This window comes from Nocardia sp. Root136 (genome assembly GCF_001427185.1).
Taxonomy (GTDB): Bacteria; Actinomycetota; Actinomycetes; order Mycobacteriales; family Mycobacteriaceae; genus Nocardia; species Nocardia salmonicida.
This window is the reverse complement of record NZ_LMFE01000007.1, coordinates 649,252-664,052: the sequence shown is the minus strand read 5'-3', so window position 1 is coordinate 664,052 and position 14,801 is coordinate 649,252. Positions and strand designations below refer to the sequence as shown.

General features: G+C 67.4%; 14 protein-coding genes. 10 read left to right on the top strand and 4 right to left on the bottom strand.

Going from position 1 to position 14,801, the window contains the following annotated elements; translation table 11 throughout:
• The first annotated feature begins 60 nt into the window (after positions 1 to 60).
• The 4 genes from ASD42_RS20025 to ASD42_RS20010 all read left to right on the top strand — a co-directional run bounded on the left by ASD42_RS20025 (position 61) and on the right by ASD42_RS20010 (position 4,110).
• Positions 61 to 762: a DUF2334 domain-containing protein gene (locus tag ASD42_RS20025; RefSeq protein WP_056818779.1), complete on the top strand. Its 702-nt coding sequence runs from the start codon at positions 61 to 63 to the stop codon at positions 760 to 762.
• Between the two features lie 132 nt (positions 763 to 894).
• Positions 895 to 2,319 carry an APC family permease gene (locus ASD42_RS20020; protein ID WP_056818777.1) on the top strand — a complete coding sequence of 475 codons (1,425 nt, stop codon included), beginning with the start codon at positions 895 to 897 and terminating at the stop codon, positions 2,317 to 2,319.
• Entirely contained in the window at positions 2,316 to 2,753 is a 438-nt protein-coding gene (locus ASD42_RS20015) for a hypothetical protein (protein WP_056818775.1), read from the top strand. Before ASD42_RS20020 ends, ASD42_RS20015 begins: the two co-directional genes overlap by 4 nt.
• Before the next feature lie 10 nt (positions 2,754 to 2,763).
• Positions 2,764 to 4,110, top strand: coding sequence for a dipeptidase (locus tag ASD42_RS20010; protein WP_056818773.1), 1,347 nt, complete (start codon positions 2,764 to 2,766; stop codon positions 4,108 to 4,110).
• Between the two features lies 1 nt (position 4,111).
• Here the strand turns inward: ASD42_RS20010 and ASD42_RS20005 are convergent, their stop codons facing one another.
• A complete protein-coding gene (locus ASD42_RS20005) occupies positions 4,112 to 4,756 on the bottom strand; it encodes an MBL fold metallo-hydrolase (RefSeq protein ID WP_056818771.1) in 645 nt (214 codons plus the stop codon).
• 97 nt (positions 4,757 to 4,853) lie between these two features.
• Between ASD42_RS20005 and purS the strand changes: the two genes are divergently transcribed.
• Together purS and purQ are read left to right on the top strand one after the other, a co-directional pair.
• Positions 4,854 to 5,090, top strand: a complete 237-nt coding sequence (purS, locus tag ASD42_RS20000; RefSeq protein ID WP_056818769.1) for a phosphoribosylformylglycinamidine synthase subunit PurS — start codon at positions 4,854 to 4,856, stop codon at positions 5,088 to 5,090.
• Positions 5,091 to 5,166: 76 nt separating this feature from the next.
• On the top strand, positions 5,167 to 5,844 hold the full coding sequence (gene purQ, locus ASD42_RS19995; protein WP_056818768.1) for a phosphoribosylformylglycinamidine synthase subunit PurQ: 678 nt from the start codon (positions 5,167 to 5,169) through the stop codon (positions 5,842 to 5,844).
• 23 nt (positions 5,845 to 5,867) lie between these two features.
• Here the strand turns inward: purQ and ASD42_RS19990 are convergent, their stop codons facing one another.
• Entirely contained in the window at positions 5,868 to 6,941 is a 1,074-nt protein-coding gene (locus ASD42_RS19990) for a substrate-binding domain-containing protein (RefSeq protein ID WP_056818766.1), read from the bottom strand.
• Between the two features lie 60 nt (positions 6,942 to 7,001).
• Between ASD42_RS19990 and ASD42_RS19985 the strand changes: the two genes are divergently transcribed.
• Positions 7,002 to 7,439 (top strand): MarR family winged helix-turn-helix transcriptional regulator, encoded by a 438-nt coding sequence (locus ASD42_RS19985; protein ID WP_056818763.1) that lies wholly within the window; start codon positions 7,002 to 7,004, stop codon positions 7,437 to 7,439.
• A 60-nt stretch (positions 7,440 to 7,499) separates the two neighbouring features.
• Positions 7,500 to 8,792 (top strand): M18 family aminopeptidase, encoded by a 1,293-nt coding sequence (locus ASD42_RS19980; protein ID WP_056818762.1) that lies wholly within the window; start codon positions 7,500 to 7,502, stop codon positions 8,790 to 8,792.
• Between the two features lie 15 nt (positions 8,793 to 8,807).
• Here ASD42_RS19980 and ASD42_RS19975 read toward each other — a convergent pair whose 3' ends face one another.
• Positions 8,808 to 10,064, bottom strand: coding sequence for a glycosyltransferase 87 family protein (locus ASD42_RS19975; RefSeq protein WP_235569718.1), 1,257 nt, complete (start codon positions 10,062 to 10,064; stop codon positions 8,808 to 8,810).
• A 163-nt stretch (positions 10,065 to 10,227) separates the two neighbouring features.
• On the opposite strand from ASD42_RS19975, the gene purL reads away from it, so the two are divergent.
• Together purL and ASD42_RS19965 are read left to right on the top strand one after the other, a co-directional pair.
• Complete coding sequence (gene purL / locus ASD42_RS19970) at positions 10,228 to 12,522, top strand: phosphoribosylformylglycinamidine synthase subunit PurL (RefSeq protein WP_056818760.1); 2,295 nt, start codon at positions 10,228 to 10,230, stop codon at positions 12,520 to 12,522.
• A gap of 22 nt (positions 12,523 to 12,544) precedes the next feature.
• Positions 12,545 to 14,329 carry an alpha/beta hydrolase gene (locus ASD42_RS19965; RefSeq protein ID WP_327153024.1) on the top strand — a complete coding sequence of 595 codons (1,785 nt, stop codon included), beginning with the start codon at positions 12,545 to 12,547 and terminating at the stop codon, positions 14,327 to 14,329.
• Positions 14,330 to 14,377: 48 nt separating this feature from the next.
• Here ASD42_RS19965 and ASD42_RS19960 read toward each other — a convergent pair whose 3' ends face one another.
• Complete coding sequence (locus ASD42_RS19960; RefSeq protein ID WP_056818759.1) at positions 14,378 to 14,665, bottom strand: YiaA/YiaB family inner membrane protein; 288 nt, start codon at positions 14,663 to 14,665, stop codon at positions 14,378 to 14,380.
• Positions 14,666 to 14,801 lie beyond the last annotated feature (136 nt).

The following is a 14,801-nucleotide window of genomic DNA, read 5'->3' as shown; positions in this document are numbered from 1 at the left end:
TTCGTCGGGGCGTCATCGGGGCAGCACGCCGGCGTCACCTCGGGCTGTCACCGTTGGTGCATGAACGCTGAGTTGATCGTTTCGGTGTCGGGGATCCGGGATACGACTCGCGATGCCGCGATCGAATTCGCCGGGGAGATGGACGCGCGCGGGGTGCGGCTGTCGTTGCTGGTCGCGCCGCGTCTGAAGGGCAAGTACCGACTGGTCGACGATCCGGCGACGCAGTCGTGGCTGCGCGGACGTCGGCTCGAAGGCGACGCGATCGTGCTGCACGGCTACGACCAGGCCGCCACCAAGGCTCGGCGCGCGGAGTTCGCCGATCTGCCCCGGCACGAGGCGACGTTGCGGCTCAAGGCCGCCGATCGGGTGATGGAGCGGGTGGAACTACGCACCCGGCTGTTCGCCGCGCCGCGCTGGGACGCCTCCTCCGGTGCGTTGGCGGCACTGCCCGAGGTGGGGTTCCGGATGGCCTTCGGGCTGACCAGCATGCTCGACCTGGAACGCGATGTGGCCCAACGTGCTCGGGTGTACGGGATCGGCGAGGGTTTCCGGGCCGAACCGTGGTGGTGCCGGGCGCTGGTGATGGGTGCGGCGCGCACCGCTCGGCGCGGCGGAGTACTGCGGCTGGCGGTGTCGGCGGCGCAGTTGCAGCGGTCGGGGCCGCGCCAGGCGATGTTCGACGCGGTCGATCTCGCGCTCTATCACGGTGCCCGCAGCGACGTATACCGCTGGGAGCCCTACTCGGCGGCCAGAGCTGCCTGACCGGCTACCGCCGCGCGCGTACTGGCGATCAGCGCGCGGCGGTAGCCCCGATACCTCCCTGCGCGATTTATCATTCATCCGTTGATCGAGTGGTTTCCGCTAGTTGTGTAAACGCAGCAGGAGGCAACGCTGATGACGGGCACCGCGACGAAAGCCGCGACTACGACGAAATATCTTTCCTGGGTGACCCTGGCGCTGATGACCACGAGTTCGGTGGCCAGTCTTCGATCAGCGCCCACCATGGCCGTCTACGGATTGGCCTGCGTATTCCTCTACGTCATTCCCGCGATTCTGTTTCTGATGCCGACCTCGCTGGTCGCCGCGGAACTCGCGTCGGGGTGGCAGGGCGGGGTGTATCAATGGGTCAGCGAGGGGTTGAGTAAGCCGCTCGGATTCCTTGCCGTCTGGTGCCAATTCGCCATGACGATTTTCTACTACCCGAGTTTGCTCGCTTATGTGGCAAGCACTTTCGCGTACATCATTCATCCGTCGCTGGCATCCAACGGGCTCTATGTGGCGATCGTGATCATCACTGTGTATTGGGCAGGGGTGTACGTGTCCTCGCAAGGGACGAAAACGGTGGCCGGATTGTCGAGTATGGGCCTGGTGATCGGCACACTGATTCCCGGCACGCTGTTGGTCGTACTCGGCCTGGTGTTCCTCGCGCAGGGCAATCCTTCTGCCGCGCCGATGAATTCGGACCATCTGCTGCCCGCGTGGGCCGGTCTGGCGAGTCTCGTGTTGATCGTGAACAACTTCCTGTCCTACGCGGGCATGGAGATGAACGCGGTGCATGTGTCGTCGCTGAAGAACCCGGCCAAGGAATTCCCGAAGGCGATGTTCCTCGCCATGGGCCTGGTGCTGGTGATCTTCATCCTGCCCGCGCTGGCGATCAGCTGGGTCGTCCCCGCGGCCAGCTTGAGTCTCACCGCGGGCGTGATGCAGGCCTTCGACGCCTTCTTCAGCCATTTCGGAATCGGCTTCCTCACCCCGATCGTCGGCATCGCGCTGGTGGCCGCCGCGGTCGGCGGCATGCTGACCTGGTTGGCCGGACCGTCGAAGGGCCTGTTGCTGATCGGGCGGAGCGAGGGGTACCTGCCACCGTTCCTGACCCGGCTCAACAAGCACGGCGTGCAGCAGAACATGCTGGTGGCCCAGGGTGTGTTCACCACGTTCATCGCGCTGCTCTACGCCTTCATCCCCAATGTCTCCAGCGCGTACTGGATTCTGTCGGTGATCACCACACAGGTGTATCTGATCATGTACGTGCTGATGTTCGCCGCGGCCGCCAAGCTGCGCAGAGACCATCCGGATCATCCGCGCGGCTACCGGGCGCCCGCGCTGATGGCGCTGTGCGTGCTCGGTGCGGCCTCCTCGATCGCCGCGTTCACGATCGGCTTCGTGCCGCCCTCGCAGTTCGGCGCGGGCAGCCCGTGGGTGTACCTGCTCATCGTCGGTGGCGGTCTCGGCATCGTCGGGCTGCTCATTCCGTACCTGTTCTACCGAAACCGCAGGGAAAGTTGGAAGTTCGCCGTACCGGAAGGGCAGCAGGCATGACGACCGGAGACGCCCCGTACCGCAAGCGCCGGTGGATCTACATCACCACCGGTGTGCTCCTCGTGGTGTTCGCCCTGACCGGGCTCTTCACCTTCAGCGCGATCCGCGAGAACACGCAGGCAACCGCGAAAGCCGAGCAGTTGCACGACAATCTGGTCGCCGCGGGTCTGCCCGCGCCGGAGGCGAAGGTGATCGCCGACGCGCTCGGCGACGACGGCGGGGCGGTCTGCCAGGACCCGACTTCGCCGATGATCAAGGCGAACTACCAGGCCTCGATCACCAACGGCGCGGCCGGGCCGGGACAGCGTCCGGTGATCGGCCCGAGCGATAGCGCAGAGGCGGTGGCGCTCGCGATCGCCACCTATTGCCCGGATCGTCTGCAGGACTACCTGTCACATCTCGAAACCCTGAAGCTGGACGACACCACGAAGTGAGGCCGAAGAGATGACCGACGATGTGACGGCGCTGCGCGGCAAGGTTTCCGGGCTGATGGGACAGGCGAAAAAGGATCTGGCCCAGCTCGTTTCGTTCAAGTCCGTCGCCGACCCGCGTCAGTTCCCGCCGGAAGGCTGCGCGCAGACCGCGCAGTGGGTGGCCGATGCGTTCGCCGCGGCGGGGCTGACCGAGGTCGGCCTGCACGAGACGCCGGACGGCAGCTCGGCTGTCATCGCGTCGAAGCCGGGGCCGCCCGGCACGCCGACGGTGCTGCTGTACTGCCACTACGACGTGCAGCCCCCGCTCGACGATGCCGCGTGGAAGACGCCGGTCTGGACGCTGACCGACAAGGACGGGCGCTGGTACGGGCGCGGAGCGGCCGATTGCAAGGGCAATATCGTCACCCATCTCACGGCCTTGCGCGCGATCGGACCCGACTTCCCGATCGGGATCAAGGTGGTGGCAGAGGGCTCGGAGGAGCAGGGCACCGGCGGCCTGGAGAAGTTCGTCGTCGCCTATCCCGCACTGCTGCGATCGGATGCGATCCTGGTCGCCGACTGCGGCAACTTCGCCGTCGGGGTGCCGACGTTCACCCAGACCTTGCGCGGGATGGTGAATGTGGTGCTGACGGTGAAAACCCTCGAAGGGCCGATGCATTCGGGGATGTTCGGCGGACCGGCGCCGGACGCGCTCGCCGCGATGATCCAGCTGCTGGCGTCGTTGCGCGATGCCGAGGGCAACACCACGATCGACGGACTCACCGGCGATCAGAAGTGGGCGGGTGCGCAGTATCCCTCGGCGGACTTCCGGTCGGACGCGGGTGTGCTCGACGGTGTCGACCTGCTCGGCAACGGAACCGTATCCGACATGCTGTGGGCGCGGCCCGCGCTCACCGTGCTCGGAATGGACGTGCCCGCGGTGGTCGGGTCGTCGGCGGCGATCCAGCCGAGCACCCGCGCCCGGCTCAACCTGCGTATTCCGCCGGGCACCGAGCCGAAGCAGGCCTTGGATCTGCTGGAGAAGCACCTGCGCGCGCACGTGCCGTGGAACGCCGAACTCGACATCGAGGTCGAAGCGCTCGGTGAGCCGTTCGTCGCCTCCGAACAGGGACCCGCCCGCGACGCGCTCGGCAAGGCGATGGAGGCCGCCTACGGTCGACCGGTCACCACCGAGGGCCAGGGCGGGTCGATCCCGCTGTGCAACGTCTTCGCTGACACCTACCCGGAGGCCGAGATCATGCTGATCGGGGTGGAGGAGCCCAAGTGCCTGATCCACGCGCCGAACGAGAGCGTGGATCCGAGCGAGATCGAGCACATGGCACTGGCCGAAGCGCTGTTCCTGACCAGCTACCGCTGAATCAGAACTGGCCCTGGTCCTCGGCTTCGAGTACGCGGAACTCGGTGCCGGCCGGGGCCATTTCGGTCAGCCTGCCGAAGTAGACGCCGTAGGCGGCGGGCTCGACGATGCCGAAGTGGATGGGGATCGCGGTGCGTGGATTGACCGCGCGCAGGTAGTCGACGGTGTCCCAGATCCGCATCCACGGGGCGACGGCCGGGATGGCGAGCACGCCCACCGGGACCGGCGGCACCCACAGGGAGTCGCCGGGGTGGACCAGCTGGGCGGGGTCCGACGCGGTGCCGAGCTGGAAGACGGTGTTGTCGACCACCGGGATCTCCGGGTGGATCACCGCGTGCCTGCCACCGCCGCCGGTGATCTGTAGCTCGCCGATGTCGAGCACCTGACCAGCCGAAACCGGCTCCCAGCCCTCGCTGCGCTGCTGCGCGGTCTGCGGATCCGACAGCAGGCGGGCGCCGGGATTGTGCTCGATGAGCTCGCCGATCCGGTTCGGATCGATGTGGTCGGGGTGCTGGTGGGTCACCGCGATCGCGTCCAAGCCGGTGATGCCCTCGAACCCGTGCGCGAAGGTGCCGGGGTCGAACAGCACTTTCACGCCGTGCAGTTCCACGAGGATGCAGGAATGTCCGAAGTGGGCGATGCGCATACCCGATGCTAAGCCGCCGTGACCCCGGAACGCGGGCACGACGTCCCTGTCAACTAGGATTTCTGGGGTAACCCACACACCACTTGAGGAGCAACGCGTGGCACGAGTCGTGGTCGAGGTCATGCCGAAGGCCGAGATTCTGGACCCCCAGGGGCAGGCCGTGGTCGGCGCGCTCCCGCGTTTGGGATTCGCCGGGATCTCGGATGTGCGGCAGGGCAAGCGATTCGAGCTCGAGGTGGACGACAGTGTGTCGGACGCCCAGCTCGAGCAGATCGCCGAGGCGCTGCTGGCGAACACGGTGATCGAGGACTGGAAGGTCGTTCGGGTCTCATGAGGGAGCGCAGCGAGCTCACAATGGGCACAGCCGCCCATGCGGTCATGCCGGAGCCGAGCGCCAGCGAGGCGGAGGCGTGAGCGCACGTATTGGCGTTATTACCTTTCCCGGAACGCTCGATGATGTCGATGCCGCTCGCGCGGTTCGGTTGGCCGGCGCCGAGGCTGTGAGCCTGTGGCATGCCGATGCCGATATCAAGGGTGTCGACGCTGTCATCGTGCCCGGTGGATTCTCCTACGGGGATTACCTGCGGTGCGGGGCGATCGCGCGGTTCGCGCCGGTGATGGGCGAGGTCGTTCGCGCAGCCGGGCAGGGTCTGCCGGTGCTCGGTATCTGCAACGGCTTCCAGGTTCTGTGTGAAGCCGGGCTGCTGCCGGGTGCGCTGACCCGCAATGAAGGACTGCACTTCATCTGCCGGGACGAGTGGTTGAAGGTCGAAGCGACCGATACCGCGTGGAGTTCTCGATATGAGCCGGGTGCGCAGATCCTTGTTCCGCTGAAGTCGGGCGAGGGGCGTTTCCAGGCCTCGGAGAAGGTGCTCGACGAGCTCGAAGGCGAAGGTCGCGTGGTGTTCCGGTACGCGGGTGACAACCCGAACGGGTCGCAGCGTGGTATCGCCGGAATTTCCTCGGCCAACGGGCGCATTGTCGGATTGATGCCGCACCCCGAGCATGCCACCGAGGCATTGACCGGACCGAGCGACGACGGTCTCGGAATCTTCTTCTCGGTGATCGATAGTTTTGTCGGGGCCTGATACTCGGTAGTCCCCGGTCGGCACTAGAGGGTGTCGATGATGTCGAAGTCGACCCCGTTCGCCATTGCCAGGTGGGCGGGGCCTACTGCTTGATTGCCGAGGAAACCGCGGCGAGCGGCTGGTCCGTCCAGCACCAGACCGGTTTCCGTCGCGGCGGAGATGGTTGCCACATCGAGGGTGCCTGTCGCTTCGGCCATGGCGTTCAGCAGGTGGATCGCTTCGTAGGTGGAGTTGCTGAAAGTGGTCAGCGCCGGGGCGAATCGGCCCTGGTGGCGGTGGTAGCGGGCGCGCCGGGATCGGCCCTCGGTGGTGTTGTTGTCGAGGAAGAAGCTCGAGGCCACGTAGAGGTTGGTGTTCGCCGACGGGCCCGCGCTGAGTAGGACGTTCTCGTCGACCGCCGGGCTGAGGCGGGGCATCACGGCGGGGAGGCCGGTGGCGGTGAACTGCCGGTTGAAGCGGGCTGTGTCGGCGCCGACCATGAGGATCAGGACGGCATCGGCGAGCAGGAGCGTGGGATTCTCCAGGAAACGGCGGAAATCGGTGGTGCCGAGGGGGACGTAGTGCTCGAGGATGATGTCGTACGGGTTGGGCAGGGTCCGGCGCAGGGCACGAGCTGTTCGGCGCGGCCAGATGTAGTCGTTGCCGATCACCGCCCAGCGACGCACTCCGAGTTCGCGGGCCATCCAGGCCGCCGCGGGAACTGTTTGGTGGTCGGGGTGTTCGCCGACCAGTAGGACGCCGGGGCGTTCGTCGGGCAGGCCCTCGTGGTCGGTGGCGTAGAGATAGGGGACGCGGGCGTCCACGGCCGTGGCAACCGCCCGCCGCACCGCGGAGGTGTGCCAGCCGGTGATCGCGCCGACCATTCCGGTGGCGAGGAAGGCCCCCACCTCGGCCGCCACCTCATGTGGTTCGCGACCGCCGTCGATGGTGGTGAGGTGTATTTCTCGGCCGAGAATTCCTGTGCCGCTATTGATTTCGTCTACGGCCAGGGAAATCGCGGCGGTACACGATGGTGCGATGATGCCGCCGGGGCCCTGCGTGGGGACGATCGAGAGAATCTCGATCGTTTCATCCCGGCTCTGACCATAGAAAGGCACTCTGTACTCTATCGCCTAGCGCGAACAGGATTGTTCTAATGAATTTCTCGGCAGGTGGGAATGCAATCGGTGTCCATCATAAGTGGGTATTCCACGCTGCACGGGGCCCTGCGCTCCGCGGAGCGCAACTGGGTAGGTCGGCTCGAATCGGCGCTGTCGGCTGACAATCTCACGGCCGACCACTGGGCGATCCTGTCGCAGTTGTCCACCGACGACGGGATGACCATGTCGGAACTGGCCGCCCAGGCGCGGCTGGCCCCGTCCTCGGCCACCCGGCACGCGGACAACCTGGCCGAACGCGGGCTGATCTTCCGGGTCGCCGCCACCGACGATCGGCGTCGGATCCTGATCGGGCTGAGCAGCCTCGGCGCCAAACTGGCCGCCAGGATCCGCGCGCAGGAAAAGCTCGCGGAGGACGAACTGCGCTCGCGCCTCGGCATTCGCCGCTACGGCGAATTACTGGCCGCGCTCGCGGTTGTCGCCGAACGCGACGACTGATCCGAGCGCGGTATTCCGGGGCGGGATGCCGGGGCGCGGCATCGTGCCTAGGATCGCAGGATGCCGGTTTCCTTGACAGCGGCCACGGCCAGCGGATTGTGTGCCTTCATCGATGCGTCACCCTCGCCGTTCCATGTGTGTGCGACGGTGGCGGCCGAGCTGGACGGCAACGGGTTCACGCCGTTGACCGAGGCGTCGGCGTGGGACGACGCGGGCGGGAAACACTATGTGGTGCGCGGTGGTTCGCTGATCGCGTGGGCTGACTACGACGCCGTGCCCGCCGCTCCCTTCCGGGTGGTCGGCGCGCATACCGACAGCCCCAATCTGCGGGTGAAGCAGCACCCGGACCTCGCGGGGTCCGGATGGCAGCTGGTCGGGCTCGAGCCGTACGGCGGGGCCTGGCTGAACTCCTGGCTGGACCGGGAGCTCGGTCTCTCGGGGCGGCTGAGTGTGCGCGAGGGCGCGCGGATGCGCGATGTGCTGGTGCGCATCGACGAGCCGATCCTGCGGGTGCCGCAGCTGGCCATTCACCTGTCCGAAGACCGTCGCGGGGTCACCCTCGACCCGCAACGGCATGTGAACGCGATCTGGGGGATCGGCGACGCACCCGCGTCGTTCCTGGACTTCGTCGCCGAGCGGGCCGGAGTCGACGGCGCCGATGTGCTCGGCTGGGAACTCATGACCCACGACCTCGCGTCGAGCACGATCGTCGGCCGCGATCTCGATCTGGTGAGCGCGCCGCGGCTCGACAATCAGGGCACCTGCTACGCCGGATTGCAGGCGTTCCTCGCGGCGGCCGACGAGCCGGGGGCGGCGACGGCCGTGCTGGTGATGTTCGACCACGAGGAGGTCGGGAGCCAGTCCGATCGTGGGGCGCAGTCGGATCTGCTGCCCGCGGTGCTGGAGCGGATCGTGCTGGCTCGGGGTGGTGGGCGTGCCGATTACCTTGCCGCGCTTGCCGGTTCGGTGGTCGCCTCCGGCGATATGGCGCACGCGACGCACCCGAACTATCCGGACCGGCACGAGCCCGCGCATCGCATCGAGGTGGGCGGTGGACCGGTGCTCAAGGTGAATCAGAACCTGCGCTACGCCACCGACGCGGCGGGCGCGGGCGCGTTCGCGCTCGCCTGCGCGCAGGCCGAGGTGCCGCTGCAACGTTATGTCCACCGCGCCGATCTGCCGTGCGGCTCGACCATCGGCCCGATGACGGCCGCCCGCACCGGGATGTCGACCGTCGACGTCGGCGCACCCCAGCTCGCCATGCACTCGTGCCGCGAACTCATGGGCGCCGCCGACGTGCCCGCCTATGCCTCGGCTCTCGCGGCGTTCCTGACCCCGGAAGCGACGGACTGACCGGCTCGGCCTGGCTCAGTTCGTCGCGAGTTCCGAGGTCGCCGAAGGCTTTCGGGCCGGGCGGTAGGTGATCACCGCGTACACGATCACGGCGAACGTGGTCCACACATAACTGCTGCCGATGATCTGCTGCCACCAGGCCCAGGCGAGTTCCTTGTCGCCCGAATGCGGCAGAACCCACTGCGGGCCGACGATGAACATCAGTGTGAACAAGATGACGACGGTGGTGAAGGCGCGGGAGCGGCGGCGCACGGCCAGGCTCACGGCGACGACCAGCGCGGGGGCTACCCAGACCCAGTGATGCGACCACGACACCGGCGAGACCAACAACACCGCGGCCGCGTTCACCAGTAGCGCGCCGACATCGTTGCCCGCGCCGATCAGGCGGTACATCCAGACCGAGGCCAGCGCGATCGTCAGCGCGGACAGGCCGAGCCACAGCCCCGTCGCCAGCGATTCGTCCATGCCGAGGCGGAACAGCGTGCCCTTGATCGACTGGTTGCCCGCGAAGTAGGGGGTGCCGATGCGGCCGGTGTCGGAGACGGTGTGGAACCAGTATTCGACCGAGTCCTTCGGGAACAGCAGGAAGCCGACGCCCACCGCGGCCGCGGCCGCGGCGACCATGGTGGCCGCGGCCTTCCAGTCTCGGCGGAGCAGGAAATACAGCAGGTAGCCTGCCGGAATCAGCTTGATCGACACCGCGATGCCGATCAGCATCCCGCGTGGCCAGAAGGGCTTGCGCACGAGAATGTCGAGGGTGACCGCGGCCATCAGGATCAGGTTGATCTGGCCGAAGTTGAAGGTCTGGCGGACCGGTTCGAGGAACTGGGCCAGGCCGAGCCCGGCGATCAACACGGTGAGGACCGAGATGCGGTCGAGCTCGGGACGCACGCGAACCAGTACCAGCCACAGCACGATGGCCAGGCTCGCCAGCGAGGTCGACAGCACGACGACCTCGGCGACCACCAGCGGCATCAGGGCCAGCGGCACGAAGAACATCGCGGCCAGCGGGGGATAGGTGAACGGCAGGCCGAGGCCGTGGACCGGCGGCATCGGGCCGTACAGGTCGCCGCCGTCGAGCCACACGCGCGCGCCGTTGCGGTAGACCTGCAGGTCGATGAACCCGTGCCACCAGTGCGCGAGGAGCGCGACGGCCGCGGAGACGACGAACAGTCCGACGGCCGCGGTCAGCCGGCGACGTTGACGCTCCAGCTGGTCGGGATCAGGAATACGCGGCTCGACCTGCTCGGCAACCCCCGGACTTTCGTTCACGGCGCCAGAGTAACGGGTACTCCGATGCCCCGACCGCAAGTGTGACCAGACCGAATCCGGCCACCTCCCAGCGTGAGGGCAGTACGGGCGGCAGGCGGCTACCCCGCAACCATTAGACTCTGCAGATCAAGTTCCCCCCCGGCCGAAAGGACCCTGGTCTCCCGTGACACTGCAGGTCGACACCGTCGCTACCGCCGCAGCCACCCCGGATGCTCCGCAGCCGTACAAGGAACTCGGTCTCAAAGACGACGAGTACGCCCGCATCAAGGAAATTCTGGGCCGTCGGCCCACTGATGCCGAGCTGGCGATGTACTCGGTGATGTGGAGCGAGCACTGCTCCTACAAGTCCTCCAAGGTGCACCTTCGCTACTTCGGTGAAACCACCACCGACGAGATGAAGGCTTCCATGCTGGCCGGGATCGGCGAGAACGCCGGCGTGGTCGACATCGGCGACGGCTGGGCCGTCACCTTCAAGGTGGAGAGCCACAACCACCCCTCCTACGTGGAGCCGTATCAGGGCGCGGCCACCGGCGTCGGCGGCATCGTGCGCGACATCATGGCCATGGGCGCGCGCCCGATCGCGGTGATGGACCAGCTGCGCTTCGGCGCGGCGGACGCCCCCGACACCCGTCGCGTGGTCGACGGTGTGGTGCGCGGCGTCGGCGGTTACGGCAACTCGCTGGGCCTGCCCAATGTCGGCGGCGAGACCGTCTTCGATGCCTCCTACCAGGGCAACCCCCTCGTGAACGCGCTGTGCGCGGGCGCGATGCGCGTGGAAGACCTGCACCTGGCCTTCGCCTCGGGCAACGGCAACCGGATCATCCTGTTCGGTGCGCGCACCGGCCTCGACGGCATCGGCGGCGTGTCCGTGCTCGCCTCGGACTCCTTCTCCGGTGACGAGTCCGGCACCGGCCGCAAGAAGCTGCCCGCCGTGCAGGTGGGCGACCCGTTCACCGAGAAGGTGCTCATCGAGTGCTGTCTCGACCTGTACGCGGCCGGGCTGGTCGTCGGTATCCAGGACCTCGGCGGCGCCGGGCTGTCCTGTGCCACGTCCGAACTCGCCGCGGCGGGCGACGGCGGCATGCACATCGACCTGACCAGGGTCCCGCTGCGCGCCAAGAACATGACCCCCGCCGAGATCCTGTCGAGTGAATCGCAGGAGCGCATGTGCGCGGTCGTGACGCCGGAGAACGTGGACGCGTTCATGGCCGTCTGCAAGAAGTGGGACGTGCTGGCCACCGACATCGGTGAGGTCACCGACGGCGACCACCTCGTCATCACCTGGCACGGTGAGACCGTGGTCGACGTGCCGCCGCGCACCGTGGCCCACGAGGGCCCGGTCTACGAGCGCCCCGTGCAGCGTCCCGACACCCAGGATGCGCTGATCGCCGACACCACCGCCACCCTGACCCGGCCGAAGACCGGCGACGAGCTGCGCGAGACCTTGTTCACGATGATCGCCAGCCCGCAGCTGTGCAGCCGCAAGTGGATCACCGAGCAGTACGACCGCTACGTACGCGGCAACACCGTGCTGGCCGAGCACGCCGACGCGGGCGTCGTCCGCATCGACGAGTCCTCGGGCCGCGGTATCGCCCTGGCCACCGACGCGTCGGGCCGCTACACCAAGCTCGACCCGTACACCGGTGCACAGCTGGCGCTGGCCGAGGCGTTCCGCAATGTCGCCACCACCGGCGCCACCCCCAAGGCCGTCACCAACTGCCTGAACTTCGGTTCGCCGGAGGATCCGGGCGTGATGTGGCAGTTCCAGCAGGCCGTGCGCGGTCTGGCGGATGGTTGTGCGGCCCTGGGCATTCCGGTGACCGGCGGCAACGTGAGCTTCTACAACCAGACCGGCAAGGACGCCATCCTGCCCACCCCGGTGGTCGGCGTGCTCGGCGTGATCGACGATGTGCACCGCCGCATCCCGACCGGCCTCGGCCTCGAGCCGGGCGAATCGCTGATCCTGCTCGGCGAGACCCGCGACGAGCTGGACGGCTCGATCTGGTCGCAGGTGGTCCACGATCACCTCGGTGGCGTGCCGCCGCGGGTCGACTTCGCCCGCGAGCAGCTGCTCTCGGAGGTGCTCACCTCGGGTTCGCGCGACGGCATGATCTCCGCCGCGCACGACCTGTCCGAGGGTGGTCTGGCGCAGACCGTCATCGAGGCGGCGCTGGCAGGCGAAACCGGCTGCCGCATCGTGCTTCCCGAGGGTTCGGACCCATTCGTGCAGCTGTTCTCCGAGTCGGCGGGGCGCGTGCTCGTCGCGGTGCCGCGTTCGGAGGAGACCCGGTTCACCAAGATGTGCGACGCGCGGCAGCTGCCGTGGGTGCGCATCGGCGTGGTGGACCAGGGTTCGGATTCGGTCGAGGTGCAGGGGCAGTTCTCCGTGACACTCGCCGAATTGCGTGAGGCATTCGAAGGCACGCTGCCTAAGCTGTTCGGAGCGCATACCGCCTGATCAATCGGACGAGGAGTCGAGCTTGACCACTGAGAGTACGGGCTCGACTTCTCTGTCCGCGGCGCGCGAGGACCCCGCGCACAACAACCTCTTCGTCCGGGGAATTCACCTGGTGGAGAGGTTTTTTCATCCGGATTACGTCGGCCTGATCGTGGCCACGATGTTCTTCGGACTGTCGCTGACACCCTCGCTGCTTCCGCGTGACTGGTTCTTCCAGGGACTGCTCAGCGGGATCAACGCCACGATCGGCTACGGGCTCGGCTGCGCGCTGTCCTGGATCTGGCGCAAATGGATCGCGCCCCGGATCACCTGGCCCGCCCAGGTCTCGTCGGCCTGGAGCCGACGGCCCGGCTGGCTGCTGGTGGCGGTGAAGGGCGCGATCGTGGTGGCGTGCCTGGTCTTCGCGGTGCTGATGAGCATCAAGTCCTCGCAGTGGCAGCGCGAGATCACCGATCTGATGGGAATGGCACCGGTGTCCGACGCCGGGTATCCGCGCACGGTGTTGCTCGGCGCGGTGGTGGTGGGTCTGCTGATCTGGATCTCGCGTCTGGTGGTTCGGCTGGTCCGCACGGTGGCGCGTGTGCTGAACCAGTGGGTGCGGATCCCGGCTTCGTTCGCGCGGCCGCTCGGGGTGATCGTCGTGGTGGTGGCCGCGGTGCTGTTGTTCAACGGTGTGTTGGCGAAAGGCTTTTTCGCCGTGGCCAACTCGGCGTTCAGCGCGCGCAACAGCCATACCTCGCCGAACGCGGTCCAGCCGACGCTGCCCGAACGTTCCGGTAGCCCCGACTCGTTGGCCAAGTGGGAAACGCTGGGCTCGGAGGGCCGATGGTTCGTGGCGAACGCGCCGACCGCCCTCGCGATCGGCGAGGTCACCGGAAAGCCCGCGCGCGAACCGATCCGGGTCTACGCGGGCCTGGAATCCGCGGACGGTGTCGAGGCGCAGACCGATGTGGCCGTCGCCGAACTGGAGCGCACCAAGGCTTTCGAACGCGAAGTGCTCGTGGTGATCAGTACCACCGGCACCGGCTGGGTCGATACGGCCAGCGCCGAGGCGGTCGAGCTGATGTTCGGCGGCGACACCGCGCTGGTGGCGACGCAGTACTCGTATCTGCCCAGCGCGCTGTCGTTCCTGTCCGACCGGGAAAAGTCGATGACCATGGGGCGCACGCTGTTCGACAAGGTGTACGACCGCTGGTCGGCGCTGCCCGAAGACGCAAGGCCCAAGCTGCTCGTCTACGGCGAGAGCCTCGGGTCGCAGGGGTCGGAGGGCGCGTTCTCCGGTCTGGCCGATATCCGCAACCGCACCGACGGCGTGCTGTGGGTGGGGCCGCCCAACTCCAACCGGCTGTGGTCGGAATTCGTGACCAGGCGCGATCCCGGCACCGAGGAGATCACCCCGATCTACGCCGACGGAATGTCGGTGCGGTTCGCCGCGAGCGCCGATCAGCTCGCCCGGCCGACGCCGGTCTGGAACGACCCGCGCATCGTCTACCTGCAGCATGCCTCCGATCCGGTGGTGTGGTGGTCGCCGGATCTGCTGTTCAGCAGTCCGGACTGGTTGCGGGAGAAGCGCGGACCCGATGTATCACCGGCGATGTCGTGGTACCCGATCGTCACGTTCTGGCAGGTGGCGGCGGATCTGCCCCGCGCGCAGACGGTGTCGGACGGACACGGCCACAACTACGGCAATCTGCTGCCCGACACGTGGGCCGCGGTGGCCCGACCACCGGACTACACACCGGAATTGGCCGCCCGGATCAGCGCGTTCATCGAAGAATCCATGGCCACCGAGCGCGAGTTGAAGTGACGAACCGCGCGGCGCCGAACCCCTCGATCGGCGCCGCGCGGTGCGGGTTCACGACACCGATTTGAACGGATTGTGTTCGGCGATCAGCTGTTCCAGCCGCGCCTCGTCGATCCGGCCGATCAGTGACTGGGTCTCCTGCTGGTCGCGCACGACCTTGGCGAGGGTGAAGCAGCTGGTCACCAGGAACAGTCCCGACATCGCCAGGAACGCGCGCTGCCAGCCGTCCAGCGGCAGGTAGGCGATTCCGGCGCCGGTCCCGAACAGGCTGACAGCGAAAGCGATCGCGGCCTGGGCCATGTAGGCCGAGGTGTTCTTCGGCTTGGTGTTTGTGCTCATGGTTCTCAGTGTGCGCAGCCGCAGCGTCGCGATCGCGCGTACAACTACTCGAGCGCGGTACGTAGTTTGTGAGCGGCTCCGCAGTGACAAATCCGGTGATTGTCGGTAGCGACGGCCATACTGAGGCGGTGACCGA

What these genes read in the sequence shown, in the direction of transcription:
- ASD42_RS20025 (WP_056818779.1), top strand. Translation starts at nt 61, where the DNA reads ATGAACGCTGAGTTGATCGTTTCGGTGTCGGGGATCCGGGATACGACT.
- ASD42_RS20020 (WP_056818777.1), top strand. Translation starts at nt 895, where the DNA reads ATGACGGGCACCGCGACGAAAGCCGCGACTACGACGAAATATCTTTCC.
- ASD42_RS20015 (WP_056818775.1), top strand. Translation starts at nt 2,316, where the DNA reads ATGACGACCGGAGACGCCCCGTACCGCAAGCGCCGGTGGATCTACATC.
- ASD42_RS20010 (WP_056818773.1), top strand. Translation starts at nt 2,764, where the DNA reads ATGACCGACGATGTGACGGCGCTGCGCGGCAAGGTTTCCGGGCTGATG.
- ASD42_RS20005 (WP_056818771.1), bottom strand. Translation starts at nt 4,756, where the DNA reads ATGCGCATCGCCCACTTCGGACATTCCTGCATCCTCGTGGAACTGCAC.
- ASD42_RS19985 (WP_056818763.1), top strand. Translation starts at nt 7,002, where the DNA reads ATGCAATCGGTGTCCATCATAAGTGGGTATTCCACGCTGCACGGGGCC.
- ASD42_RS19980 (WP_056818762.1), top strand. Translation starts at nt 7,500, where the DNA reads ATGCCGGTTTCCTTGACAGCGGCCACGGCCAGCGGATTGTGTGCCTTC.
- ASD42_RS19960 (WP_056818759.1), bottom strand. Translation starts at nt 14,665, where the DNA reads ATGAGCACAAACACCAAGCCGAAGAACACCTCGGCCTACATGGCCCAG.